At 65.5% G+C, this 23,505-nt stretch carries 24 protein-coding genes; 8 read left to right on the plus strand and 16 right to left on the minus strand.

The window, feature by feature from the left end; all coding sequences use genetic code 11:
- The first annotated feature begins 19 nt into the window (after positions 1-19).
- Positions 20-520 carry a hypothetical protein gene (locus tag EPO50_RS23895; protein ID WP_296348196.1) on the plus strand — a complete coding sequence of 167 codons (501 nt, stop codon included), beginning with the start codon at positions 20-22 and terminating at the stop codon, positions 518-520.
- A gap of 12 nt (positions 521-532) precedes the next feature.
- Positions 533-1,072, plus strand: a complete 540-nt coding sequence (gene hpt, locus EPO50_RS23900) for a hypoxanthine phosphoribosyltransferase (protein ID WP_296348198.1) — start codon at positions 533-535, stop codon at positions 1,070-1,072.
- A gap of 9 nt (positions 1,073-1,081) precedes the next feature.
- Here hpt and EPO50_RS23905 read toward each other — a convergent pair whose 3' ends face one another.
- The 4 genes from EPO50_RS23905 to argH all read right to left on the minus strand — a co-directional run bounded on the left by EPO50_RS23905 (position 1,082) and on the right by argH (position 6,923).
- Positions 1,082-1,432 (minus strand): cyclophilin-like fold protein, encoded by a 351-nt coding sequence (locus tag EPO50_RS23905; RefSeq protein WP_296348201.1) that lies wholly within the window; start codon positions 1,430-1,432, stop codon positions 1,082-1,084.
- A gap of 134 nt (positions 1,433-1,566) precedes the next feature.
- Entirely contained in the window at positions 1,567-4,185 is a 2,619-nt protein-coding gene (locus tag EPO50_RS23910; protein WP_296348203.1) for a TIGR02302 family protein, read from the minus strand.
- 12 nt (positions 4,186-4,197) lie between these two features.
- The gene (gene lysA, locus EPO50_RS23915; RefSeq protein ID WP_296348205.1) at positions 4,198-5,472 is read right to left on the minus strand and encodes a diaminopimelate decarboxylase; all 1,275 of its coding nucleotides are present in this window, start codon (positions 5,470-5,472) and stop codon (positions 4,198-4,200) included.
- A complete protein-coding gene (gene argH, locus EPO50_RS23920) occupies positions 5,469-6,923 on the minus strand; it encodes an argininosuccinate lyase (RefSeq protein ID WP_296348208.1) in 1,455 nt (484 codons plus the stop codon). Before argH ends, lysA begins: the two co-directional genes overlap by 4 nt.
- Positions 6,924-6,958: 35 nt before the next feature.
- Between argH and EPO50_RS23925 the strand changes: the two genes are divergently transcribed.
- From EPO50_RS23925 to nadC, 5 genes are all read left to right on the plus strand, one after another.
- The gene (locus tag EPO50_RS23925) at positions 6,959-7,543 is read left to right on the plus strand and encodes a TlpA disulfide reductase family protein (RefSeq protein WP_296348210.1); all 585 of its coding nucleotides are present in this window, start codon (positions 6,959-6,961) and stop codon (positions 7,541-7,543) included.
- 1 nt (position 7,544) lies between these two features.
- Positions 7,545-8,498 (plus strand): hypothetical protein, encoded by a 954-nt coding sequence (locus EPO50_RS23930; protein WP_296348212.1) that lies wholly within the window; start codon positions 7,545-7,547, stop codon positions 8,496-8,498.
- 97 nt (positions 8,499-8,595) lie between these two features.
- The gene (gene nadA, locus EPO50_RS23935) at positions 8,596-9,588 is read left to right on the plus strand and encodes a quinolinate synthase NadA (protein WP_296348214.1); all 993 of its coding nucleotides are present in this window, start codon (positions 8,596-8,598) and stop codon (positions 9,586-9,588) included.
- Between the two features lie 8 nt (positions 9,589-9,596).
- Positions 9,597-11,153 carry an L-aspartate oxidase gene (locus EPO50_RS23940; protein WP_296348216.1) on the plus strand — a complete coding sequence of 519 codons (1,557 nt, stop codon included), beginning with the start codon at positions 9,597-9,599 and terminating at the stop codon, positions 11,151-11,153.
- Complete coding sequence (gene nadC / locus EPO50_RS23945) at positions 11,119-11,970, plus strand: carboxylating nicotinate-nucleotide diphosphorylase (RefSeq protein ID WP_296348218.1); 852 nt, start codon at positions 11,119-11,121, stop codon at positions 11,968-11,970. The genes EPO50_RS23940 and nadC overlap by 35 nt, the downstream gene beginning before the upstream one ends.
- Positions 11,971-11,973: 3 nt before the next feature.
- Here nadC and EPO50_RS23950 read toward each other — a convergent pair whose 3' ends face one another.
- The 12 genes from EPO50_RS23950 to EPO50_RS24005 form a co-directional block, all read right to left on the minus strand.
- On the minus strand, positions 11,974-12,438 hold the full coding sequence (locus tag EPO50_RS23950; protein ID WP_296348220.1) for a hypothetical protein: 465 nt from the start codon (positions 12,436-12,438) through the stop codon (positions 11,974-11,976).
- 31 nt (positions 12,439-12,469) lie between these two features.
- A complete protein-coding gene (locus EPO50_RS23955) occupies positions 12,470-13,570 on the minus strand; it encodes an NADH:flavin oxidoreductase (RefSeq protein WP_296348222.1) in 1,101 nt (366 codons plus the stop codon).
- A 13-nt stretch (positions 13,571-13,583) separates the two neighbouring features.
- On the minus strand, positions 13,584-15,056 hold the full coding sequence (locus EPO50_RS23960) for a M81 family metallopeptidase (protein WP_296348224.1): 1,473 nt from the start codon (positions 15,054-15,056) through the stop codon (positions 13,584-13,586).
- Positions 15,057-15,073: 17 nt separating this feature from the next.
- Positions 15,074-15,955 carry a 3-hydroxybutyryl-CoA dehydrogenase gene (locus EPO50_RS23965; protein ID WP_296348423.1) on the minus strand — a complete coding sequence of 294 codons (882 nt, stop codon included), beginning with the start codon at positions 15,953-15,955 and terminating at the stop codon, positions 15,074-15,076.
- Between the two features lie 30 nt (positions 15,956-15,985).
- Positions 15,986-16,924, minus strand: a complete 939-nt coding sequence (locus EPO50_RS23970; RefSeq protein ID WP_296348226.1) for an FAD-binding protein — start codon at positions 16,922-16,924, stop codon at positions 15,986-15,988.
- A gap of 2 nt (positions 16,925-16,926) precedes the next feature.
- Complete coding sequence (locus tag EPO50_RS23975; RefSeq protein WP_296348228.1) at positions 16,927-17,676, minus strand: electron transfer flavoprotein subunit beta/FixA family protein; 750 nt, start codon at positions 17,674-17,676, stop codon at positions 16,927-16,929.
- Between the two features lie 156 nt (positions 17,677-17,832).
- Positions 17,833-18,429 carry a cob(I)yrinic acid a,c-diamide adenosyltransferase gene (locus tag EPO50_RS23980; protein ID WP_296348230.1) on the minus strand — a complete coding sequence of 199 codons (597 nt, stop codon included), beginning with the start codon at positions 18,427-18,429 and terminating at the stop codon, positions 17,833-17,835.
- A gap of 3 nt (positions 18,430-18,432) precedes the next feature.
- A complete protein-coding gene (locus tag EPO50_RS23985) occupies positions 18,433-18,645 on the minus strand; it encodes a twin transmembrane helix small protein (protein WP_296348232.1) in 213 nt (70 codons plus the stop codon).
- Positions 18,646-18,651: 6 nt separating this feature from the next.
- A complete protein-coding gene (locus EPO50_RS23990; protein WP_296348234.1) occupies positions 18,652-20,073 on the minus strand; it encodes an NAD(P)/FAD-dependent oxidoreductase in 1,422 nt (473 codons plus the stop codon).
- Positions 20,070-20,717, minus strand: coding sequence for an HAD family phosphatase (locus tag EPO50_RS23995; RefSeq protein ID WP_296348237.1), 648 nt, complete (start codon positions 20,715-20,717; stop codon positions 20,070-20,072). Before EPO50_RS23995 ends, EPO50_RS23990 begins: the two co-directional genes overlap by 4 nt.
- A 28-nt stretch (positions 20,718-20,745) precedes the next feature.
- Positions 20,746-21,627 carry a TauD/TfdA family dioxygenase gene (locus tag EPO50_RS24000; RefSeq protein ID WP_296348239.1) on the minus strand — a complete coding sequence of 294 codons (882 nt, stop codon included), beginning with the start codon at positions 21,625-21,627 and terminating at the stop codon, positions 20,746-20,748.
- A gap of 10 nt (positions 21,628-21,637) precedes the next feature.
- Complete coding sequence (locus tag EPO50_RS24005; RefSeq protein ID WP_296348241.1) at positions 21,638-22,606, minus strand: tripartite tricarboxylate transporter substrate binding protein; 969 nt, start codon at positions 22,604-22,606, stop codon at positions 21,638-21,640.
- 98 nt (positions 22,607-22,704) lie between these two features.
- On the opposite strand from EPO50_RS24005, the gene EPO50_RS24010 reads away from it, so the two are divergent.
- On the plus strand, positions 22,705-23,427 hold the full coding sequence (locus EPO50_RS24010) for a helix-turn-helix domain-containing protein (RefSeq protein ID WP_296348244.1): 723 nt from the start codon (positions 22,705-22,707) through the stop codon (positions 23,425-23,427).
- Positions 23,428-23,505 lie beyond the last annotated feature (78 nt).

Below are 23,505 nucleotides of genomic sequence, written 5' to 3' on the forward strand. Positions count from 1 at the left end.
CGGCGCGCCGGCCGAGCCTGTGGCCTCTCCCGTCCCGGATATCGTGATCCGGCCCTCCGTGCCGGGGGCCGGCCTGCCCGCGCTCTCTCCACAACGGCGGAAGAGCCCGTGGAGAACCTGGCTCGCCGTCGGCGCCGGCTTGGTCGTGCTGCTGGTCGGCGCGGCCTACGTCTATCGCGCCAGCATCCAGGGCTGGCTGCCGCCCGAATGGCGGACGGCCCTCAAGATCGACACGCAGCGCGCGGCGGGTCGAGCCCATCTTTACATCGATCTTGCAGCCAGCAGGATCGACTTTGTCGACGGGCGCTATGTTGTTACCGGCGAAGTCACCAACGGCGGCTCGGCAGCAGGCTCGACCCAGACGCTGAAGCTCACCTTCCGCGCCGGCGAGCAGGTGGTCGGCCAGCGCATCGTGCCACTGGTCGAGGGGCCGATCCCACCGGGCGGACGGACTCGCTTCAGCTTACCGCTTGACGATCCCCCCGCTGGCACGACCAACATCGTGCCGACCATCGACTAGCGAGAGCCGCCAATGCCTGACCGTCCAACCGTTTCCATCCGCTTCTCCGCTGCCGAGATCGCTGCTCGCGTGGATGAGATGGCAAGCGAGCTCGCTCATGAGCTGGCCGCCGACACGCTGGTCGTCTCGGTGCTGAAGGGCAGCTTCGTCTTCGCCGCCGACTTGATTCGCGCGCTGAGCCGCACTGGCGCCGACTGGTCGATGGATTTCCTCACCCTCTCGAGCTACGGCACCGCAACGGAAACCACCGGCAGCGTAAAGGTGGTCCGCGACATCGTCGACGACGTGCGCGGCCGCGACGTCCTCCTGGTCGACGACATCCTCGAATCTGGATACACGCTCAGCTTCGCCAAGAACCTGCTGCTGGAGCGCGGCGCCAAGCGCGTGTCGATCTGCACCCTGCTCGACAAGCCGGCCAAGCGGCGCACCAAGCTCCAAGCCGACTTCGTAGGCTTTCAGGCCGGCGATGAGTTCCTCGTCGGCTATGGGCTCGACTGGGCCCACCGCTTCCGCGGCCTGCCCTACATCGGCGTCGTCGAGAAGACGAATTAGGACACAACGCTACGGGGCGAGCGCAATCGTTGCGTTCATCGACGCGCTGCGTGTCAGCACGTCGCGGCCGGTACTTATGACGCCAAGTTTCACGAGCCCGGGCGAATAGCGGAAATCCTTGTAGAAGATCGCGATATTTCCCCACGGCGCGTAGTAGGCGATATCGCCCGCACGGGGTTCGTAACCGTCCGGCGCGCCCTGGATTGTGAGCTTGCGCGGCAGGTGGAAAATCTTCTCAGTCGCCGCATAATCTTCCAGCGTGACCGAGAGCGGCAGCAGATTCAGAAAATCCCTGGCAGTAGGGTTGCCTTCGAGCGTTGCCACGATCGTTGCTCCGTCCAACGCAATCTCGATCTTCATGCCTGCCTCGTCTCCGGTCGTTGGACGTACCGGCTGGGCGCAGGCCGCAACTCCGAAACCCTTCGTCAGAAACACGCCGCAGGCTGCGGCCATGCTCAATCGTCTTGAGAGCATAGAGCTACTGGGTTTCGGCCTTAGTATGTCCGCAGCAGGCGATCGATGTAGTCGAGTTCGTCCTTCGGCCGCTGTTGCTCGCCGGCACGGCGGCGCAGTTCGTCGAGGATTTCGCGGCTGCGCTGGCGTTCCAGTTCGAGCGGCACTTTGTCGACACCGGTATCGACGGCGTCGCCGTAGTTGCCGTCAGAACGGCCGAGCGGATCGCGATCTTCGCCGCGCCGCTCGCGTTCCTCGATCTCGGCAATGTCCTGATTGTTGCCGGGCCCGCGCTGCTGGCGCATCTGCTCGGCGAGATCGCCCATGCCCTGCTGCAGATTGTCGAGCGCCCGACGCTGCGAACGTGACGCCTCGCGCGGCTCGCCACGGCGCAGCGCCTCCTCGGCCTCGCGCATCGAGCGCTCGGCGCGACCGAGCGATTCCGGCATCGGCATGCCGTTCTCGTCGAGCTTGTTCATGAAGTCGCCGAGCTGCCGGCGCAGGCCTTCCTGCTGACCGCGCTGCTGTTCGCCCCACTGGCCGTCACCGGGCTGGTTGCCGCCCGGCTGATTGCCCTGGCCCTGCTGACCCTGCTGCCCGCGTTGTCCTTGCTGCCCCTGTTGGCCTTGTTGGCCCTGCTGACCTTGCTGGCCGCGCTGGCCCTGCTGCTGTTGCTGGCGGCCTTCGCGCTCGGACTCGCCCAGGAGCTGGTTTTGCCGCCGCGACAGCCGGTCGAGCTGGTTCATCATCTCGCGGCCCTGCTGGCTGCCCTGCCCCTGCTGACCCTGCTGCTGGCGCTGCTGGCCGTTGGGGTTCGCCATCATCGGGGTGGCGTTCTCCATCATCTTGCGCAGTTCTTCGAGCAGACGCTTGGCTTCTTCGCGCTGGCCGTTCTTGGCCATCTCGCGAATCTTATCGAGCATCTTCTGCAGGTCGTCGCCGGTGATGGTGTTGTTGGGATCCATCTTCTCCGCCTGCTCCTGCATGCGGCGACGTTCCTCGGGATCCTTCATCTTCTCGGCGAGTTCACGCTGCCAGCGGCCCATGGCGTCGTAGAGCTGCTGGATCAGGCGCTCGATTTCCTCGTCGCCGGCCTGGCGCTGCATGGCGTCACGCAGCTCCTGGCGAGCCTGTTCGACGGCACGCTCTGCATCCGAGGTCGCCCCGCTTTCCAGGCGCATGGCGAGATCCCAGAGAAGCTTTTGGGTATCGGTGATCGTCGGCTTGTCACCGCTCTGAACCAGCCGCGCCGCGCCAATGCGCAGGCCGAGCTGTACCACAGGGTCCTCGCGATAGCTCTCTGGCCTCGCCTGAATCAGGCGCATGCCATCGGCCACATCCATGCGGAAGCCCTTGGGATCGCGCGTCAGCGCCTTGCGCAGCACGATCAGGGCACGCGCCGTCGGATCGTTGAACACGCGCTCCGGCAGCAGGAAGGTCTCGACGGAGCTGCGGCCCTTCTGGCCCAGCGCGTCGCTGGCGAACAGCATCACCGTGACCTTGAGGCCCGCCCAGGGATGGCTGGTGAGGTCGCGCACGAAGGTGTCGGAGACCTTCTTGGCGCTGCCGGCGACCGGCAGGTCGATACGCAGGACTTCCGGTTCCTCGTCGTCGCTCAGCGCATCGTCGCCCAGGACGCTGCCGTGCAGGCGAACCTGGAGCTGAACGCCCGTTACGCCGAAATCGTCACCGGCGACGTACTCGATCTTGGTCGACCACTTGTCGACGCCGATGGGCCGCGAGAAATCGATCGTGGGCGGAAGATCGGGAATGACGTGCAGCTTCCAGCGCGCCTGCTCGTCGCCCCGCGCCTGCAGCGTGATCGTCTTGCCGTCGGTGATGGTCTGCTCGACCTGGTACTTGCCCTTGCCGACGGTCGAAAAGTCCGTCGATTCCTTCTTCGATCCCTCGCCCTCGATGACGAGCTGTGGCGGCTTGCGGCCGCGTACATCGTCGACGAAGCCCGCAATCTTGCTGCCGACAGGCACGCGCAGCAGCTTGTCCTTGTCGGCCATGTCGAGATAGACGGGCGGCTTGCCGGTATAAGCCGGCGGCGCAATCCACAGGTTGGCGACGACCGGCGGCGGCGGCGGAAAGGCAGGCGTGACCGCGGCGGCCATGCGGTCACTGCGCCAGCCACCGGCGATGGCGATGGCCACGACCAGCGCCAGGATCGGCACGAAGCGAAGCGCCCACTTGTCGAGAGAGGCCAACCCCGGACGCGCCGGGCCATTGCTGAGGCCTGCCAGACGTTCGGCCTCGCGACGGCGATGCGCTTCCCAGAGCGCGGTCGCCATCGGGTCGGTTTCGCCCGCGGCCAGACGATCTTGTACGGCGACCAGCGGCCGGTGCGGCACGTTACTGTCGCGCTCAAGCCGACGGATCGCGACTTCCCGCGCGGGCCAGGCAAAATCCCTGAGGCGCCACCAGGCGAGCCCAGCAAAGCCCAGCCCCAACGCAACCAGAATACCGGTATGAACCCAGGGATCGAGACCGGCGAAGAGGTCGAGATGGGCGGCCGCGATGAACAGGGCCACGAAAGAAAGCAACGGCACAAGACGCGGCCAAAGGCCTTCCCAGGCCAACGCTGCCCATGCCAAGCCGACTTTACGCCCCAGTCCGGGCGCTTGGATCGTCGGTGTGGTCTGGCTCGCGTCCATCGTTTCCTTTCGCTAGGCCTTGATCTTCTCCATCCAGGGCGGGAACCGCTCGGCGGAGAGCATCTCCTCGATCGTCGGCCGCGGTCTGACGACCGCAAACCGCGTGCCATCCACCATCACTTCAGGGGCCAGAGGCCGAGTATTGTAGCTCGACGACATGACCGCCCCGTAGGCTCCTGCCGAGCGTACCATGATGAGATCGCCAGCTACCAGCGGCGGCAGATCACGGTTCTGTGCCAGGAAATCCCCTGATTCGCAGATCGGACCGACAATGTCGCAACGGATCGTGGCGGCATCGGGGCGCGGCTGCTGCACCGGCAGAATGTCGTGCCAGGCTTCGTAGAGTGTGGGTCGGATGAGATCGTTCATCGCTGCGTCCACAATGACAAAAGTTTTCGCAGAGCCCGGCTTTACCAGAATAACTTCGCCGACCAGGACCCCGGCCTCGCCGACGAGCCGGCGGCCGGGCTCGAAGGTTAACTCACAACCCAGCCCAGCGGTTTCCTTGGCGACGACGGTCATGAATTCGGCAATCGAGGGCGGCTTCTCGTCGGCATAAACAATCCCCAGGCCGCCGCCGATGTCGAAACGGTCGATCTTGTGGCCGTCGGTCCGTAACTGCGCGATCAGCTCGCGCACGCGCACGATGGCGTCGCGATAGGGCTGGACCGCCGTGAGCTGCGAGCCAATGTGCATCGCCACTCCCACGACCTTGAGGTTGGGCAGCTGCCCGGCCAGCGCAAAGGCCTCGCGCGCCAGGTCGATGTCGATGCCGAACTTGTTCTCCTTGCGGCCCGTCGTGATCTTGGCGTGCGTCTTGGCGTCAACGTCCGGGTTCACACGGATGGTGATGTCGACCTTCACGCCGAGCTGGCCTGCCACGGCATTCAAGGTTTCGAGTTCGGATGAACTCTCGACATTGATCTGGCCGACGCCCGCTTCCAAGGCAGCCATCAACTCCGAGGCCTTCTTGCCGACGCCGGAATAGATGATGCGGCCGGCCGGGATGCCGGCGGCGAGCGCCCGGTGCATCTCGCCCACCGACACGATGTCAGCGCCGGCGCCCATCTCGCCGAACAGGCGGACCACCGCGAGATTGCTGTTCGCCTTCATGGCGTAGCAAACACTCGCGTTCATGCCCTTCATGCCGTCGGCGAATTCCTTCCAGGCGGCCCGCAGGGCGCCGGCCGAGTAGCAGTAGAAGGGCGTGCCGACTTGGGCCGCGATTGACGCGAGCGTCACGCCTTCAGCGTGCATCTCGCCGTTCTTGTAGGTGAAGAAGCTCATCGACCGCGCCCCTTTGCGCTCCGGGGCGCCTTTGCGAGAAACCGACTGCGCGCCTCCTTGACGGCGCGCGCCACGTTCGCCGGCGCCGTACCGCCCAGGCTCTTGCGTGCGGCAACCGACGCCTCGATCGTCAACACGCGATAGACACCGCGATCGATGCTCGGCTCGACGGCCTGCATCTCGGCAAGTGAGAGCTTGTCGAGATCGATACCCTTGTCGGCAGCGATGCCGACGAGCGTCCCTGTCACGTGATGGGCCTGGCGGAACGGCAGGCCGACCTTGCGGACCAGCCAGTCGGCAAGATCGGTCGCCACGGAATAGTCAGCAGAGGCTACGGCACGCATTCGCAGCGGATTGGCCTTGAGGTCGCGGATCATGCCGGCCATCGCCGCAACACCGAGCTCCAGCGAGTCGGCGGCATCGAACAGCGGTTCCTTATCTTCCTGCATGTCCTTCTGATAGGTGAGCGGCAGGCCCTTCAGGATTGTGCAGATCGCCACGAACGAACCGAGGATGCGGCCGGTCTTGGCACGCGTCAGCTCGGCAGCGTCGGGGTTGCGCTTCTGCGGCATGATCGAGCTGCCGGTGGTGAAGGCATCCGACAGCGAGATGAACCGGAACGGCGCCGAGCACCAGATCACGATCTCCTCAGCGAGGCGCGAAAGATGGACCGCCGTGAGCGAGGCTGCAGCGATGAACTCGACCACGTAATCACGGTCGGACACGGCATCGAGGGAGTTGGCCATTGGCCGATCGAAGCCCAGCGCTTTTGCCGTCTTGCGCGGATCGATCGGGTGCGGCGAGCCCGCAAGTGCGGCGGCCCCCAGCGGCGATTCATTCAGCCGCGCACGGCAGTCAGTGAGCCGGCCGCGGTCGCGACCGAACATCTCGACATAGGCCAGCAGATGATGGCCGAAGGTGATGGGCTGCGCCGTCTGCAGGTGCGTGAAGCCCGGCATGATCGTGGCCGCATACTCCTCAGCGCGTTCGATCAGGGCGGCCTGCAGGTCGGCGAGCATCGGCTCCAGCCGGTCGATCGCGTCGCGTACCCACAGCCGCACGTCGAGCGCCACCTGGTCGTTGCGCGAGCGCGCCGTATGCAGGCGGCCAGCGGCCGGACCGATCAGGTCGGCAAGCCGCGCCTCCACGTTCATGTGGATATCCTCGAGCTTGGTCGAGAACTTGAAACGGCCCGACTCGATTTCCTCGCGCACCTTGGCGAGGCCGCGCTTGATGGCGTTCCCGTCCTTGGCCGTCAGAATGCCTTGAGCCACCAGCATATCGCAGTGGGCGATCGAGCCCGTGATGTCCTGCGCGTAGAGCCGCCGGTCAAAACCGATCGAGGCGTTGATCTTCTCCATGATCTCCGCCGGGCCGAGCTTGTAACGCCCTCCCCACATTGTGTTGGAGCGACTCTTCGGCGCTCGCGCAGCCCTGTTCTTCCGTGCCATGAATTGACGCCACTTGTGCTTTAGGATCGCGGCTTATGGCATATCCCGAACGAGATTTCTTCCCCGGCAGACGGCTGGTGCTGGCCGGCGGCTTGGCCGCCCTGGCCTTGCCGGCCACGGCCCGGCGTAGTTTCGCTGGCATCAATCCGGACCTGGCCAGGGGCGCGATGGAGCGTTTCGTGCTGGTCAAGAGGCCAAAGCCGCTGGCCAATGTCGAATTTCAGGACGCCAACGACAAGCCGCTCAACCTTAGCAAGTTTCGCGGGAAGGCCGTGTTGCTGAACTTCTGGGCGACCTGGTGTGCGCCCTGCGTGAAGGAAATGCCCAGCCTCGACCGCCTGCAGGCGGCTCTACCTAAGGACCGGTTCATCATCGTTCCGCTGTCGATCGACGGGCCGACCAAGCCCAAGGTCGGGCCCTTCTACAAGGATCAGAAGCTCAGCCAGCTCGGCATCTACTTCGACAAGGGCCGCAAGGCGATGCAAGGGCTCGACGTCACCTTGCTGCCGACCTCGATCCTTGTCGATCCAGCCGGCCGCGAGCTCGGCCGTATCGAAGGCGACGCCGATTGGGACATGCCCGAGTCGATCGAGCTGATGAAGGCGGCGATCGCCGCTTGATATGACGCCGCCGCCTGCGATCTCCGATGCTGTTACGATCGAGCTGAACGCGGTCCTCGTCGCGCTCACGGAGAATCAGCCACTGGTGCTGACTTTGGAGGATGGCGCCCTTCTTCCGTCGGGTCCTTTCGCGACCGAGCATCCGACCTTGCAGAGCGGCGTGCGCGCCTGGGTCGAGCGGCAGACCCGGCATCCGCTCGGCTACGTCGAACAGCTCTACACCTTCGCCGATCGCAACAGGCCTGCCTCGGACGGCCAGCGCCGCGTCGTGTCGATCAGCTATCTCGGCCTGACCCGCGAACGGCTGTCAGCCGGTGCACGCGATCCCGAATGGCGGAGCTGGTACCGTTATTTCCCCTGGGAAGACTGGCGAGCCGGCCCCTCGCCGCTGGTCGCACAAACGATCCTGCCGCAGTTGTCGACATGGGCCGATGCAACGGTCGACGCCGCGAAGCAGCGCGAGCGGCGGCAGCGGATCGACGTCAACTTCGGCGACGGGGTGGAGAACTGGAACGAGGATCTGATCCTGCAGCGCTATGAGCTGCTCTACGAAGCAGGCCTGGTTCCTGAAACCCTGGAGGAACGGAACCGGGCGACACCACCAGGCATCGAGCCCGTACCGGGCATGCCGATGCGGCACGACCATCGCCGCATCCTCGCCACCGGCATCGCGCGGCTCAGGGCCAAGATCAAATACCGTCCGGTGTTCTTCGAGCTAATGCCACCGGAATTCACCCTCCTGCAGCTCCAGCGTGCCGTCGAAGCGTTGGCAGGCCGGCCGATGCACAAACAGAACTTCCGGCGCCTCATTGACCAGCAGGGTCTGGTCGAGCCCACCGGCGCGTTGACCTCGGAAACCCGCGGACGGCCCGCCAAGCTGTTCCGGTTCCGCCGCGAAGTCGTCCTCGAACGGGCGGTCCAGGGCACCAAGCTTCCCCTCTCCCGACCGATCTAGTTTTCGTCCCTCCTTGCGGAACGATGGGCTTGATTATCGTTATGCTCATTCTTAGTATAATCAGTAAATGCTCCTTATGAGCATAACGAGGTGTTCAATGTCCCTATCCTCTGCCCCGGACCTGATGGTCCACACGGCCCCGCTCTACGACCGCGTGAAGTCGGTGATCCCGTCGATCGAATGGCCGGCCTTTGCCGAGGACATCGACGCCATCCTCGAGCTGAAGCGCGAGCGGGATGCCGTCATCCTGGCGCACAACTACCAGACGCCGGAGATCTTCCACTGCGTCGCCGACATCGTAGGCGACAGCCTTGCGCTGGCCCGCGAGGCGATGAAGGTCGACGCCAAGGTGATCGTGCTCGCCGGCGTCCATTTCATGGCCGAGACGGCGAAGCTCCTCAATCCGGCCAAGCGTGTTCTGATCCCCGACCTCGACGCCGGCTGCTCGCTCGCCGCGTCGATCACCGCCGCCGACGTCCGCCTGCTGCGCCAGCGCTATCCCGGCGTTCCAGTCGTGACCTATGTGAACACCTCGGCTGCCGTGAAGGCCGAAAGCGACATCTGCTGCACCTCGGGCAATGCGCGGAAGATCGTCGAGGGTCTCGGTGTGCCGAAGGTCATCATGCTGCCGGACGAATACCTGGCGCAGAACATCGCCGCCGAAACCGGCGTCGAGATCGTCACCTGGGCCGGCCACTGCGAGGTGCATGAGCGCTTCTCCGCCGCCGATATCAAGCAGCTCCGCGCCGGCCATCCGGGCATCGTTGTTCTCGCTCATCCCGAATGCCCGCCCGAGGTTGTGGCCGTGTCCGACTTCACCGGCTCGACCGCGGCGATGATCGACTATGTCGGCAAGGAGAAGCCAGCGCGCGTCGTGTTGGTGACGGAGTGCTCGATGAGCGACAACGTCGCCGTCCAGCATCCTGACATCGAGTTCGTGCGGCCCTGCAATCTCTGCCCGCACATGAAGCAGATCACCCTGCCGAAGATCCGGCACGCGCTGGAGACGATGCAGCACGAGGTGACGATCGACCCTGCCGTCGCGGCCCCTGCCCGCCGCGCCGTCGAGCGCATGCTGGAATTCCGCTAGAGGGTTCGGTGGAAACGATCCCTTCCAGCCTCGTCGGCGCGCCGATCATCGTCGGCGGCGGCCTTGCCGGCCTCATGACGGCGCTGAAGCTCGCACCGCAGCCGGCGATCCTGCTTGCGAAGACGCCGCTGACTGAGGGCGCCGCCTCGACATGGGCTCAGGGTGGTATCGCGGCCGCCTTGGGCGACGACGACCGGCCATCGTTGCATGCCGACGACACGCTCGCCGCGGGGGACGGCCTCACCAACCCGGCGGTCGCCAACCGCATCGCCGCGGCTGCACCGGCTGCCATCGCCTCCCTCGAACGTCTGGGCGTCGTCTTCGATCGTGACGCCAACGGTCGGCTCGCGCTCGGCCTCGAAGCAGCGCACGCCCGCCGCCGGATCGTCCACGCGGCGGGAGACGGTACGGGCGCTGCCATCATGCGTGCCCTGGTCGCCGTAGTGCGCGCCACGCCCTCGATCACGGTGATCGAAGGACTCGAAGCACGCCGCCTGCTGGTCGACGACCGCGGCATCGCCGGGGTGCTGGCGGCAGGACCACGGAACGCCTGTGTACTGCCGAGCCGGCAAGTGGTGCTGGCGACCGGTGGACTGGGCGGTCTTTTCGCCCACACGACCAACCCGTTGGGCGCCATCGGCCAGGGTATCGCGCTCGCCGCCCGTGCCGGCGCCGTACTCGCCGACATGGAGTTCGTGCAGTTCCATCCAACCGCACTCGATGTCGGGCTCGATCCCATGCCGCTGGTCAGCGAAGCCGTGCGCGGCGAAGGCGCCGTGCTGATCGATGAGACCGGTGCGCGGTTCATGGCGGGGCAAGGTCGTGCCGAGCTCGAACCGCGTGACGTCGTCTCGCGTGCCGTCGCTGCGCACATCGCCCTCGGCCATCGTGTCTTCCTCGATGCCTGCGAATCGCTGGGTGCGGATTTTGCCAACCACTTTCCCGGCATCACGGCGCGCTGCTGCGCCGCCGGGATCAATCCCGCGTTGCAACCGATCCCCGTACGCCCCGCGGTCCACTACCACATGGGCGGCATCGCCGTGGACGAAGCCGGCCGTAGCAGTGTCGAAGGCCTGTGGGCCTGCGGCGAGGTATCGGCGACGGGCTTGCATGGCGCCAACCGGCTGGCGAGCAACTCGCTGCTCGAAGCCGTGGTCGGCGCAGGCCTTGTCGCTGAAAGCATCGCCGGCACATCGACCGCGCCGCTGCCAGCGCCACGACCCGTGGCGTTGCCCGCGTCACCCGACGCAGCCGTCCTGCGCACGTTCGCCAGTGAGACCCTCGGCGTGGTGCGCGAACGCAAGAGCCTGCAGACCGCGATCGATCGGCTGGGGTCAATCGCCTTCGCAGACGGTGTCGCCGCCGATCCCGCCCTCGTGGCGCTGATGATCGCAACGGCGGCACTCGCGCGCGAGGAGAGCCGCGGTGGTCACTGGCGCCGCGATTTCCCTCACGCCTCGCCTGCCTGGGCCTGCCGCCTGGTGCAGCATCTCGAGAACAACCGCATCGTCTACAAACGGAACCCTGCTCATGACCATCCCGTCGCTTCCCATGCTCATGCTTGAACCGGTCGTGCGAGCTGCACTGCTGGAGGATCTCGGCCGAGCGGGTGACATCACTACCGACGCCATCGTGCCTGCGACGACGAAAGCCGAAACGGTTCTGGTCGCACGCCAGCCCGGCATCGTCGCCGGCCTCGACTTGGCCGCGACGGCGTTCCGCCTGGTCGATCCCGCCATCAAGATCGAGATCGAGCGGCCGGATGGCACGCGACTGGCACCCGGCGACCGCATTGCCACGATCGCCGGCCCGGCGCGCGGCATGCTGACGGCCGAGCGCGTGGCCTTGAACTTCCTGGGGCATCTCAGCGGTGTGGCGAGCGCGGCGGCAACGCTGGTTGAAGCCGTGCGCGGCCACAAGGCGCGCATCTGCTGCACCCGCAAGACCATGCCGGGCATGCGTGCGCTTCAGAAGTATGCCGTCCGTGTGGGCGGCGGCTCCAATCACCGCTTCGGCCTCGACGATGCCGTCCTCATCAAGGACAACCATGTCGCCGTTGCCGGCGGCATTGGCCCTGCGATCCGCGCAGCTCGCGAGGGTGTCGGCCATCTGGTGAAGATCGAAGTCGAGGTCGACACGCTCGCGCAGCTCGACGAGGCGATGGCGATCGGCGTCGATGCCGTCCTGCTCGACAATATGACGCCGGAAGAGCTGACCCAGGCCGTTCGTACGATCGGCGGTCACGCCATTGCCGAAGCATCGGGCCGCATCACGCCGCAGACGGCGCCCGCCATCGCAGCGAGCGGCGTCGATCTCATTTCAGCCGGGTGGCTGACTCACAGCGTCAGCGTGCTCGATATCGGCCTCGACTGGCGGAGCTAGGGCTCAGTTACTCACTTCGCAATGTTTGTGCATCTCCTTGCAGACACGCAGGACGGCGTGCACGACCATCGAGGCCGTGGAGCTTTCACCGGCGCCGGCGTGACCTGCGATCAGGAGTTGCGAGACGTCGTCGCTGAAGGGCACGACGTTAAGAGTCGCCGTACGATCACCTTCGGCGATCTGCAAGCGGCGGGCGTGGGAGTCGTGCATCAGGATGCGTACCGACTTGTTCTTGCGGGCAAGGTCGAGCGCCGTAGCGAACACCTTGTCGGCCGAGACATCGAGGATGACCGTCGCGAAATCGTAACCCGGCCGGCCATTCTGCTGGCCTTCGGTCATCTGATGGATGCGTCCCATCGCCTTGCGCGCCAGGAATACCCATTGGGCTTCCGCAGCACCAAACGGCACGGCCGCCAGCACCAGGCCGCCGAGCGCGGCCAGCATCGTCAGTCGGTTGAGTCTCTTCATGAATGCTGCCCCACTTTTTGAGGGCGGCATTTTACGCAAGCGTAGCCAATGACGAAGCAGAAAACGGCGCCAGCTCGGTGAAGCGACCCTCGCGCACCTTGGCGGCCCAGTGCGCGTCGGCCAGCAGCGCGCGGCCGACAGCGACCAGGTCAAACTCGTCGCGCTCCAGCCGTGCTTCGAGCTCACCCAGTTCGCCGACGTCGGAGGTCTCGCGCGTGCGAAAGGTCTGCACGAAATCCGCGCCCTTGAGGCCAACCGATCCGACAGTAATGGTGGGCTTGCCCGTGAGCTTCTTGGTCCATCCCGCGAGGTTCAGCGACGAGCCCTCGAACTCGGGCTCCCAGAAGCGACGCGTCGAGCAATGGAAAATGTCGGTGCCGGCCGCAGCCAGCGGTTCGAGGAAGCGCGCCAACTCATCCGGCGTCTGCGCGAGGCGAGCCGTGAAGTCCTGCTGCTTCCATTGAGAGAAGCGTAGGATGATCGGATAAGTCTCGCCGACCCGGGCGCGGATCGCCTTCACGATCTCGGCGGCAAAGCGCGTGCGTCGCACGAAGTCGCCGCCCCAGGAATCGTCGCGCTGGTTGGCGCCTTCCCAGAAGAACTGGTCGATCAGATAGCCATGTGCACCATGGATCTCGACGGCGTCGAAGCCGATCTCCTGGGCCGCGCCTGCCGCCTTGGCGAAGGCGTCGATCGTATCGGCGATGTCGGCCTCGCTCATCGGCTCGCCGACCTGCTTGCCCGAAGCGGCGAGACCCGAGGGGCCATCTGACGGCGCCTCGGGGTTGGGTCCCGTGCCGGGTTTGCGCATCATGCCCTGGTGCCAGAGCTGCGGCGCGATCCGGCCGCCCGCTACGTGCACTTCCTCGACGACGCGCCGCCAACCGGCAAGGCTCTCTGGTGCATGGAAGTTCGGCACGTTGGCGTCGTTGGTCGCGGCTGGCCGATCCACCGTCGTGCCTTCCGTGACGATGAGGCCGACACCGCCTTCAGCGCGACGGCGATAGTAGGCCGCCACATCCGGACCGGGCACGCTCTCGGGACTCTTGGAGCGCGTCATCGGCGCCATCACCAGGCGATTGGCGAGCGACAGCGACTTGCAGGCGAAGGGACGGAAAAGCGGACTGGTCATCGGATCATCGGCCTCAGGGGAAAGCGACGTCGCCGTAAGGGTAGAACTTCTTCAAATCGACGTTGCGGTACGGCAGGCCATCGAGACGGACGGTGCCGAGGAAGGGCTCGACGGGCTCGACCAGCAGGATGGTCTTGGCGAAACCCGAATCGTCGAAGCCACGGCGGAAGTGAACGCGCGACTTGATGGCAAACGCCTTGAAGGAGGACACATCGAGGCCCAGCGCTTCGAGCGACAAGGGCTCCTGCACCTGCACGAGATAGCGGCTCAGCACCAGCACGTTGCCGCGGCCGAACTCCACGACGATCCAGAGCTGGCCATATCCTTCGGCGGCATTCAGGACCGTACCGGTGATACGCACGGGTTGGCCGGCCGATTCATCGGCGAGTCCGCCCACATTCATGTCGAACGGATCGCCCGCCTTCACGCCGCCGGCCGCCTTGAGCGCATCGCCCACCTTGGCATCGGCGATGGTCGCGATCAGCACGCCCGAGAGATCCTGCTCGATGATCTCCTTCAGGAGCCACGTCGCCGAGCCGGAGCGATCGCTGTGATCGGCCAGGACGACGGGCGTCTCGCCACGCGCGATCGCTTCTTTTGCGAGCTGCACGCCGTCGGGAATGGCGTGCACCTTGGTCGAAGTCAGCAGGGCTTCGCGCCGGCGCCAGGCCCAAAGTGCCAGATCGTCGGCGGCCTTGCGCGCAAGCGCGTCATTGCCGTTGCTCATGACCTGGATCGTCATGCCGACATCGGGAACGTCGGCGAAGGGAAAGCCGAAGAAGACGTTCACGTAGAGGTCGGGCTCACGCGCCTCCCAGACGAGTGCGCGCTGCACCAGATCCATCCACGGCGACGCGCCGGTCCATTGCAGCACCGTAGGCGAGATGATCGGCACCTTCACCATCACGGTCTTCGGCACATAATCGCCACGGATGGCGCGCACCAGCATACGGGCCGCCCGCTCGCCCTGCAGGTAGCTGTCATAGTGCGGGAAATACTTCACCGTGAACGCCATGTCGGCGTGTCGCAGGAATTCCTCGTCCTCGTTGCCGTGCGGATCGAACGTCCCGACGATGAAGGCGCCGCTACCCACGACCTCGCGGACACGGCGAGCGATATCGGCTTCCGGCCGCGCCACGCCGCGAACGCCCATGGCGCCGTGCAGGCTGAGATAGACGCCGTCGAATTTCCCGCTGGCCCGGAGGTCGGCGATCATCCGGCCGAGCAAGGTCTCGTAGGCTTCCTCGGTGATCCAGCCGGAGCCGGTGCCGGTCCTCGGCCATAGCGGCGATTCGATGCCCACAAGCTCGACGTCGTCGTGCTCGCGCGCCACTTTCACGAAGCCGCCCATGTAAGACTTGGCGTCGTGCGCCAGCAGCGCCTCGCCCTTGGCCGGTGAGCCTTTGTAGGTGAAGTCGGCCAACGTGGTGTCGTTCGGAAGGAACGTCACCGTCTCGTGGGCAAAGTAGAGGACGGCGATACGCATCGACGCCGCCCCTGTCGTTAGCGTGTCGGAACCGGACGTTCGCCCGAATAGTCGTAGAAGCCGCGCTTGACCTTGCGGCCAATCCAGCCGGCTTCGACATACTTCACCAGCAGCGGGCACGGCCGATACTTCGAATCGGCCAGGCCCTCATGCAGCACCTGCATCACCGACAGGCAGGTATCGAGGCCGATGAAGTCGGCGAGCTCGAGCGGGCCCATCGGATGGTTGGCGCCCAGCTTCATGCCGGTGTCGATCGCCTCGACGTTGCCGACGCCCTCGTAGAGGGCATAGACCGCCTCGTTGATCATCGGCAGCAGGATGCGATTGACGATGAACGCCGGGAAGTCCTCGGCATTCACCGGCTTCTTGTCGAGCTTGACCACGACCTCGCGCACGGTGCGGAAGGTCTCCTCTTCCGTGGCGATGCCACGGATGAGCTCGACGAGCCCCATGAGCGGCACGGGGTTCATGAAGTGCATGCCCATGAACTTGCCCGGACGGTCGGTGACCGACGCGAGACGCGTCACCGAGATCGACGAGGTGTTGGTGGCGAGCAGCACGTTCGGCGGCAGATCGATGCAGACCTTCTTGAAGATCTCGCGCTTGATCGCCTCGTTCTCCGTCGCCGCCTCGACCACCAGGTCGCATTCGGCGAAGGTCTTGTAGTCGATGACCGGCACGATGCGCTTCAGCGCAGCGTCCTTTTCCTCCGGCCGGATCATGCCACGGCTGATCTGGCGGTCCATGTTGCGGCCGATATTGTCGAGGCCCTTGTCGAGGTGCGCCTGGTCGACATCCGCGAGTTGGATGTCGTAGCCCTTCAGCGCGCAGACATGGGCGATGCCGCTGCCCATCTGGCCGGCACCGATAACGCCGATGCGCTTGATCATGATGGGTATCCCCTTGGAGTTCTGGCTACGGGGTTCTGGCTACTTCTTCTCGACCGCGGCCGTCAGCTCCGGAACGATCTGGAACAGATCACCCACGAGGCCGTAATCGGCGACCTGGAAGATCGGCGCTTCCTCGTCCTTGTTGATGGCCACGATGGTCTTGCTGTCCTTCATGCCGGCGAGATGCTGGATGGCGCCGGAAATGCCGATGGCGATGTAGAGGTCGGGCGCGACCACCTTGCCGGTCTGACCGACCTGGTAGTCGTTCGGCACGTAGCCCGCGTCGACAGCGGCGCGGCTGGCGCCGAGGCCGGCGCCAAGCTTGTCGGCCAGCGTCTCGAGCATCTTGAAGTTCTCGCCACTCTGCAGGCCACGGCCGCCGCTGACGACGATCTTGGCGCTGGTGAGCTCGGGCCGCTCGCTCTTGGAGAGCTCGGCGCCGACGTACGACGAAAGACCCTTGGCACCCTCGCCGCCGATCTTCTCGATCGCCGCCGAGCCGCCGGTCGTTGCACCTGCCTTGAAGTTGGTCGGACGGATGGTCACGACCTTGACCTTGTCGGCGGTCTGCACGGTCGCCATGGCGTTACCGGCGTAGATCGGGCGCACGAAGGTGTCGGGCGAGACGACCTGGATCGCCTCGGAAACCTGCGCAACGTCGAGAAGTGCTGCAACGCGCGGCGCGATGTTCTTGCCGACCGAGTCGGCCGCCATCACGACGTGGCTGTAGTTCGGCGCGAGCTTCACGACGAGCGGCGCGATGTCCTCGGCCAGCCAGTTGGCGTAGGCGGCATCGTCCGCCTGCAGCACCTTGGCAACGCCCTGGATCGCGGCAGCCGACTTGGCGGCTTCGTCGCAATTGGAGCCAGCCACCAGCACGGTGACATCGGAGCCCATCTGGCCGGCAGCCGCCACCGCGTTGGCGACGTTGGCGCGGACCGTTTTGCCGTCATGCGCGGCAACGACGAGAATGGCCATGGTCAGATGACTCCCGCTTCGTTCTTCAGCTTGTCGACCAGCTCGGCAACGGTCTTCACCTTGATACCGGCCTTGCGCTTCGGCGGCTCCTCGACCTTCAGGGTCTTGAGGCGCGGCGCGACATCGACGCCCAGCGCGTCCGGCGCCAGGGTCTCGATCGGCTTCTTCTTCGCCTTCATGATGTTCGGCAGCGACGCGTAGCGCGGCTCGTTCAGGCGCAGGTCGGTGGTGATCACCGCCGGCATCTTGATCTTGATGTTCTCGAGGCCGCCGTCGACCTCGCGCTTCACCTCGATCGAACCGTCGGCGACGTTGAGCTTGTTGGCGAAGGTGCCCTGCGCCCAACCCAGAAGCGCGGCCAGCATCTGGCCGGTCTGGTTGGAGTCGTCATCGATCGCCTGCTTGCCGACGATGACGAGACCGGGCTGCTCCTTGTCGACCACGGCCTTCAACAGCTTGGCGACGGCCAGCGGCTGCAGTTCGCCATCGGCCTGCACGAGGATGCCGCGGTCGGCGCCCATCGCGAGCGCGGTGCGGATCGTCTCCTGGCACTGGGCCGGGCCGGCGGAAAAGGCGATGACTTCAGTCGCGGCGCCCTTCTCTTTCATGCGGATCGCCTCTTCTACGGCGATCTCGTCGAAGGGATTCATGGACATCTTGACGTTCGCCGTCTCGACACCCGTGTTGTCGGCCTTGACGCGGATCTTGACGTTGTAGTCGATGACCCGCTTGACCGCGACCAGCACTTTCATCGCGTTGCGCCTATCGGTGAGTTACCGCCCGGCTCAAACGCCCGGCGAAGGGGTTTTCGTGTAGGGGTGTTCAGCCGATCATGTCAAGGCTATGGCGCACTGCACAAAATCGCAGGGTGAAAGCTTTTTGCCCTATCTTTCAACAGCTTGGAGCGGCTAGCGCGCCCCGCCCGGTACCCACAGCACATCTGCTGCGCCGTTGTCGTTCAGTCGGCGTGCAAGCACGAACAGATGGTCCGACAGTCGGTTGATGTACTTCACCGCCTCGGGATTGATCGGTTGTTCGGCGGCCAGATGCGTCATGCAGCGCTCGGCCCGGCGCGCCACGGTCCGCGCCAGATGCAGCCAGGACGCCGCTTCGCTGCCACCCGGCAGGATGAACGACTTCAGCGGCTGAAGCTCGGCGTTCATGGCATCGATCTCGCGCTCCAGCCGTTCGACCTGCGACGGCACGATGCGCAGCGCCTGCTCGTCGCGCTTGGTCTTGCCCTCGGGCGTGCAGAGATCGGCGCCGAGATCGAAGAGATCGTTCTGGATGCGGCTGAGCATGGCGTCGGCTTCGCCGAACCGCGGATCTTTCGCGCCAGCACGCGCGATCGCGTTGCGCGCCAGGCCGATCACAGAATTGGCTTCGTCGGTCGTGCCGTAGGCTTCGACGCGGATGTCGTGTTTGGCCACCCTCTCGCCGCGACCGAGAGACGTCTGCCCGGCGTCGCCGCCGCGCGTGTAGATGCGCGTGAGATTGACTGCCATCGTCTAGCTCCGGCTCGCGAAATACCACAGCAGGATCAGCACGATTGTCAGGAGCTGCAGACGCACGCGCCACCACATCAGACGGTTGCTGCGGCGGCTGCCGTCGATGCTGCCTTCCTGGTTGCGGCTCATGCTGATCAGGCCGGCGAACAGAGTGCCGAGCGTAGCGAAAGCCGACACCAGAACGAGGACGAAAAGGACGTTGGCGAGGGTCATAGGGGCTTATCCCGCATTGTGCCGACCCGCGCCAGTACGGGCCCCAGCCCAGGGCCGCGCGGCGCGCGATGCTGCCGTGCCCGTAACGGTACGGAAAATCGCTTCGGCCGTCTGCTCGCCCGACCAGAGCGCTGCGTGCACCGTGCCGTATTCGACGGGTTCGGTCGCTTCGCCCGCGAAGAACACGCGGCCACCCAGCGGACGGGCATGCGTCGTGCAGTCTTCCGGATCGCTGCCGACGCCGGGATAAGAGTAACCACCGCGCGACCAAGGGTCGCTCAGCCAGCGTGGGAAGGCCATGGCCTCGGGTTCGGGAATGTCATCACCGAACATCGCCCGCAACGAGGCCATCGCGACCTTCACGACATCTCCGTCAGACGTGTTGCGATCGAGGCGAATGGCGGTATCGCCGTTGGCGAAGCTCAGCAAGACCGGCAGGCCCGTCTCCTCCTGGTGGTTCACCCATATGTTGAAGGTGCCGCGCTGCTGCGGCGAATTCGGCAGCCGGCCGAACCATTTCGGCTGCTCCGGCCAGAAGCATTTCGGGAAGCGCAGATAGATCTTGCCGAGGATGCCGGCGCCATAACCCAGACGGCCGATCGCAATTTGCTGCGCCTCGGGCGGTGCCGGATCGAGTGCGGGCAGACCTGCACGCAGGAGGCCGACCGGAACGGCCACGACCGCACGATCCGCTTCGAGCCGCTCACCGCCCTGGAGATGGACGGTCACGCCCTGCCCGGTCCACACGATGCGCTCAGCCGCCACACCGTGACGGATCGCAAGGCCGCACGCAGCATCGTCGATCAGCGTGTGAAAGCCGCCTTTGGGCTGGGCGTTGCGGTCAAGGCCTTCGGTCGGAAACCATTCCTCGGCGGCCACCGCTTCCCACGGCGCACTCTGCACGCCCTCACTCATCTCGACGAAGGTCGCCACGACCAGCCGGTCGATCTCCGGCAGCCAAGACGCGCGGAGCAAAGGCTCCACGGCATCACGCACAGAGATCGAACGCGGCCCGCGCACGCGGGCCATCGCCTTGCTCTTCCACGTCGCCCACTCGATGGCAGCCTTGAAAGCGACGCGTCCCTTGATGGCGCGACGACGCTGGCCTTCGCGCGTCGGTGCTGTCGCTCGCTTGTCGATCAGGAGGCGCTCGCCATGAGATTCGATCAGCGGGATGCCGAGCTTGCTGCACCACAGCGCCAGCGGATTGCCCTCGACGCCGTGGACCCACGAGCCGCCGAGATCGACGGGCGCGCCGATGCGGCTGTCCGTCCAGACGCGGCCGCCGGTACGGTCGCGCGCCTCGAGCACGGTGACGTCGAAACCAGAATCGTGAAGCAGGCGCGCGGTCACGAGCCCGGCCATCCCGGCGCCGATCACCACGACCGTCTCGGGCCGACCACTGCCCATCGACCAGTTTCCGGTCATGACCTGACCAGGGCCGGCAGCTTCGACATATTGTCGAACGGACGGCCGCCGGCGGCCTTCAGTGCCGCGGCATCAGTATGCGTCGCGCCGACATAGGCCATGGCACGCATGCCCGCAGCGCGTGCCGCCTGGATGCCCGGCAACGAATCCTCGATCACGGTACAGGCGAACGGCTGCTGGTCCATGCGCAAGGCAGCATGCAGGAAAAGATCAGGGAACGGTTTTCCGCGCGGCACCTCAGTGGAACTGAAGATGCGGCCCTCGAAGCGCTGCCACAGGCCGGTGATGTCTAAGGACACGCGCATCTTGTCGAGGCCACCCGAGCTCGCCACGCAAGTGACCGCGCCGGCCGCTTCGATGGCGTTGATCGCCGCGATGACTCCAGGCACGGCGCGCAAGGGCGCGTCCTGAAACGCCTGCATCGTGTCGGCCTGCAGCCGATCGACGAAATCCGTCGGCAAGGCGCGGCCAAGTTCGCCCTCGATGATCTCCACGCAGGATTTCATCGAGCGGCCCATCAACCGGCGCATCGTTTGCTCGACGCTCCAGTTCAGTCCCTCGCGCTGGAGGGCGCGAGCAAAGCAGGTGTTGGCGATCGGCTCGCTGTCGACCAGCACGCCATCGCAATCAAAGATTACGAGCACGCCCCGTCAGTATCACGCCCGGGCAGTATCAGTAAGGCTTGTCGCCTGCCACTGTGACCCGGTTCCCGCTGCGCGTATGCGGCCAGTAGTCCCACATCGCCCGATGCTGGACACAGCGGTTGTCCCAAAAGGCGATCGAATTTTCGCGCCACCGGAAACGGCACTGGAAGAGCGGATTTTCCATGTGCTCGAACAGGTACCGCAGGATGCCGTCGCTCTCGTCGCGCGGCACGCCGGCCAGGCGCTTGGTGAAGCCGCGGTTGACGTAGAGCGCCTTGCGGTTGGTCACCGGATGGGTGCGGATGACCGGATGCTCGGCACGTGGATAGACCGGCTTGTCCTTGACGCCGAGGTTGGCGTAGGTGCCGCGATAGGCATCCTCGCCATCATGGATCGCCGTCAGGCCATCGAGATAGGCCTTCATGCGGTCGGACAGCGCCTCGTAGGCGGCATACATGTTGGCGAACAGCGTGTCGCCGCCCTTGGGCGGGCATTGTTTGATGTAGAGGATGCTGCCCATCGGCGGCTCGACATCGCAGCTCACGTCAGTGTGCCAGCCTTCGCCATTGGCGCGCGGCGAATCCTTGTCGGCGCGGATGATCATCAGCTCCGGCTTGCCGGGCTCCGCGGGCGCGGCGGGGTGGATATGCAGGTCGCCGAACAGCCGGCCGAAGGCCAGATGCTGGTCCTGCGTGATATGCTGGTCGCGGAAGAAGATCACGCAGTTCTCGGCGAGCGCGCGATGCAGTTCGTCGATCTGCCGGTTACCCAGCGGCTTCGACAGGTCGATGCCGCCCACTTCCGCGCCGATGATCGGCGTCAGCTTGTCGATCTGAAGGGTTTCGTATGGTGCCGACTCGTCGGCGACATGGCGGTAGCGAGGTCCCTTGTTGCCACGCAGGCTGCTCATAGGTGTCTCCTTATTCGACCTTGATGTTGGCGCGACGGATGATGTGACTCCAGCGCTCCTTCTCGGAGCGCCCGAAGGCCGCGAACCCATCCACACTCATCAGCTTCGGACTCGAGCCCATGGACTCGAGTTTGGCGGCCGTTTCCGGCATGGCGGCGACGGTGTGGATGTCGGCGTTGATCTTGTCTACGACCTCGCGCGGCGTACCCTTCGGCACGTAGAAGCCCGACCAGGTGGTGAGCAGCATGTCAGCCATCCCCGCTTCCGCCGCCGTCGGTACGTCGGCGATCGGCGGATACCGTTCCGTATCGGTAAGCAACAACCCCTTCAGCGCGCCGCGATCGATGGCTAGCTTGGCATTGGTCGTGTCGATCATCATGAAAGTGACCAGGCCGCTCTGCACGTCGGGGATGGCCTGCGGGTTGCTCTTGTAGCCGACATAAACCGCTTCGACGCCGGCCAGCATCTTGTAGAGTTCCGAGGCCACGCGCGACGGCAACGACCCCGCGGCGAAGTTGTGCTTGCCGGGTTCGGCCTTCAGCTTCGCCGTGAGCTCCTTCACCGTGTTAATCGGGCTGTTCCTGTCTACCAGCAGCACGAACGGCGAAAGGCCCATGCGCGTGACCGCTTCGAAGCTCTCGATCGGATCGTAGGGCAGCTTGTCGTAGATCGCTGGATTGACAACCTGGGTCATCGCCGAGGTCGCGAAGATCGTGAGCCCGTCCGGCTTGGCCCGTGCCACGAACTCCGCCGCCGGAATGCCGTTGCCTCCGCCCTTGTTGTCGACCACCACGGGCTGCCCCCAGAGCGCCGACAGCCGCTCCGAATAGACCCGCGCACCGAGATCCGTCGCCGCGCCGGCCGGAAACGGCACGACCATCGTCACACGGCTCGCCGGGAACTTCTGGGCCCGCGCGATGGCTGGCGCTGCGAGCGATGCAGCGGCGCCCGCCACGACAAGGCGTCGTCTTCCGAGCATGTTTCCTCTCGTCTTCTTGGGGGCAAGCCTACTCCGACCCGCACGGCATTTCTGCGGCCAAGTCGACAGAGTCCGTAATACGGAATAGTTTCGCCAGCATGATCGAGCCGGTGCGCCGCAGCTTTACCGTCCTCGAGGCGCTGAGCCGACGTCCGCAGGGCACCGTCGCCGTACTGGCCGACGAAACTGGCCTGCCGCGCCCAACCGTCATGCGGCTCCTCAAGACGCTGATCGAGCTGGGCTATGTGACCCAGGTGTCGCGCCATCTTGGTTATCGCCTCACCGATCGCGTGCTGGGCCTCGCCCAGGGCATCCGCTTCGTCGATCACTTCGTCGATGCCGCCGCCCCGCACATGCGCCGCTTCACGCAGAAGCACGGCTGGCCGCTTTACCTCGGCACGATCAGCCATCGAGCCATCACCATCCGCTACTCGACGGCACCGGAGAGTCCGATGTCCTTCGAGCGCTCGGCATTGCAGCGTCGCAGCCCGATCCTGACGGGCGCACTCGGCCGCGCCTGGCTCGCCTTCTGCTCAGACGAGGAGCGCCGCGCCGTGCTGCGCGATCTCGGCGCACGCAGCAATGCGAGCCTTGCCGCCGCCTTCGCGCGGATACGGCGCGACGGCTACGCTTTCGCCGTCCTGCCGCGACCAAGCCGTCTGCAGGGTATCGCCGTCGCCATCCGGAATGGTCCGCGCGTGCTGGGCAGCATCTCCATGCGCTTCACGCGTTCGGCCATGACCGAGACCGAAGCCGGTGCGCGCTATGGCATGCCACTCAACGCCCTCGCCCGCACCATTGCCGCCGACGTCGCACGTTAGACTGTCGGCTACCTGTCCATGAGCGATTCTGTTTTGCCGTTGGAGCGTCGGACGATAGCGTGACTCAAAATCACGCGG

Origin of the sequence: Reyranella sp., assembly GCF_004297405.1 — a bacterium.
GTDB lineage: Bacteria > Pseudomonadota > Alphaproteobacteria > Reyranellales > Reyranellaceae > Reyranella.

Excerpts from the sequence above, each read along its gene's own strand:
- hpt (WP_296348198.1), top strand. The coding sequence starts at position 533 with ATGCCTGACCGTCCAACCGTTTCCATCCGCTTCTCCGCTGCCGAGATC.
- EPO50_RS23905 (WP_296348201.1), bottom strand. The coding sequence starts at position 1,432 with ATGAAGATCGAGATTGCGTTGGACGGAGCAACGATCGTGGCAACGCTC.
- EPO50_RS23910 (WP_296348203.1), bottom strand. The coding sequence starts at position 4,185 with ATGGACGCGAGCCAGACCACACCGACGATCCAAGCGCCCGGACTGGGG.
- lysA (WP_296348205.1), bottom strand. The coding sequence starts at position 5,472 with ATGAGCTTCTTCACCTACAAGAACGGCGAGATGCACGCTGAAGGCGTG.
- argH (WP_296348208.1), bottom strand. The coding sequence starts at position 6,923 with ATGGCACGGAAGAACAGGGCTGCGCGAGCGCCGAAGAGTCGCTCCAAC.
- EPO50_RS23925 (WP_296348210.1), top strand. The coding sequence starts at position 6,959 with ATGGCATATCCCGAACGAGATTTCTTCCCCGGCAGACGGCTGGTGCTG.
- EPO50_RS23930 (WP_296348212.1), top strand. The coding sequence starts at position 7,545 with ATGACGCCGCCGCCTGCGATCTCCGATGCTGTTACGATCGAGCTGAAC.
- nadA (WP_296348214.1), top strand. The coding sequence starts at position 8,596 with ATGTCCCTATCCTCTGCCCCGGACCTGATGGTCCACACGGCCCCGCTC.
- nadC (WP_296348218.1), top strand. The coding sequence starts at position 11,119 with ATGACCATCCCGTCGCTTCCCATGCTCATGCTTGAACCGGTCGTGCGA.
- EPO50_RS23950 (WP_296348220.1), bottom strand. The coding sequence starts at position 12,438 with ATGAAGAGACTCAACCGACTGACGATGCTGGCCGCGCTCGGCGGCCTG.
- EPO50_RS23955 (WP_296348222.1), bottom strand. The coding sequence starts at position 13,570 with ATGACCAGTCCGCTTTTCCGTCCCTTCGCCTGCAAGTCGCTGTCGCTC.
- EPO50_RS23960 (WP_296348224.1), bottom strand. The coding sequence starts at position 15,056 with ATGCGTATCGCCGTCCTCTACTTTGCCCACGAGACGGTGACGTTCCTT.
- EPO50_RS23970 (WP_296348226.1), bottom strand. The coding sequence starts at position 16,924 with ATGGCCATTCTCGTCGTTGCCGCGCATGACGGCAAAACGGTCCGCGCC.
- EPO50_RS23975 (WP_296348228.1), bottom strand. The coding sequence starts at position 17,676 with ATGAAAGTGCTGGTCGCGGTCAAGCGGGTCATCGACTACAACGTCAAG.
- EPO50_RS23980 (WP_296348230.1), bottom strand. The coding sequence starts at position 18,429 with ATGGCAGTCAATCTCACGCGCATCTACACGCGCGGCGGCGACGCCGGG.
- EPO50_RS23985 (WP_296348232.1), bottom strand. The coding sequence starts at position 18,645 with ATGACCCTCGCCAACGTCCTTTTCGTCCTCGTTCTGGTGTCGGCTTTC.
- EPO50_RS23990 (WP_296348234.1), bottom strand. The coding sequence starts at position 20,073 with ATGACCGGAAACTGGTCGATGGGCAGTGGTCGGCCCGAGACGGTCGTG.
- EPO50_RS24000 (WP_296348239.1), bottom strand. The coding sequence starts at position 21,627 with ATGAGCAGCCTGCGTGGCAACAAGGGACCTCGCTACCGCCATGTCGCC.
- EPO50_RS24005 (WP_296348241.1), bottom strand. The coding sequence starts at position 22,606 with ATGCTCGGAAGACGACGCCTTGTCGTGGCGGGCGCCGCTGCATCGCTC.
- EPO50_RS24010 (WP_296348244.1), top strand. The coding sequence starts at position 22,705 with ATGATCGAGCCGGTGCGCCGCAGCTTTACCGTCCTCGAGGCGCTGAGC.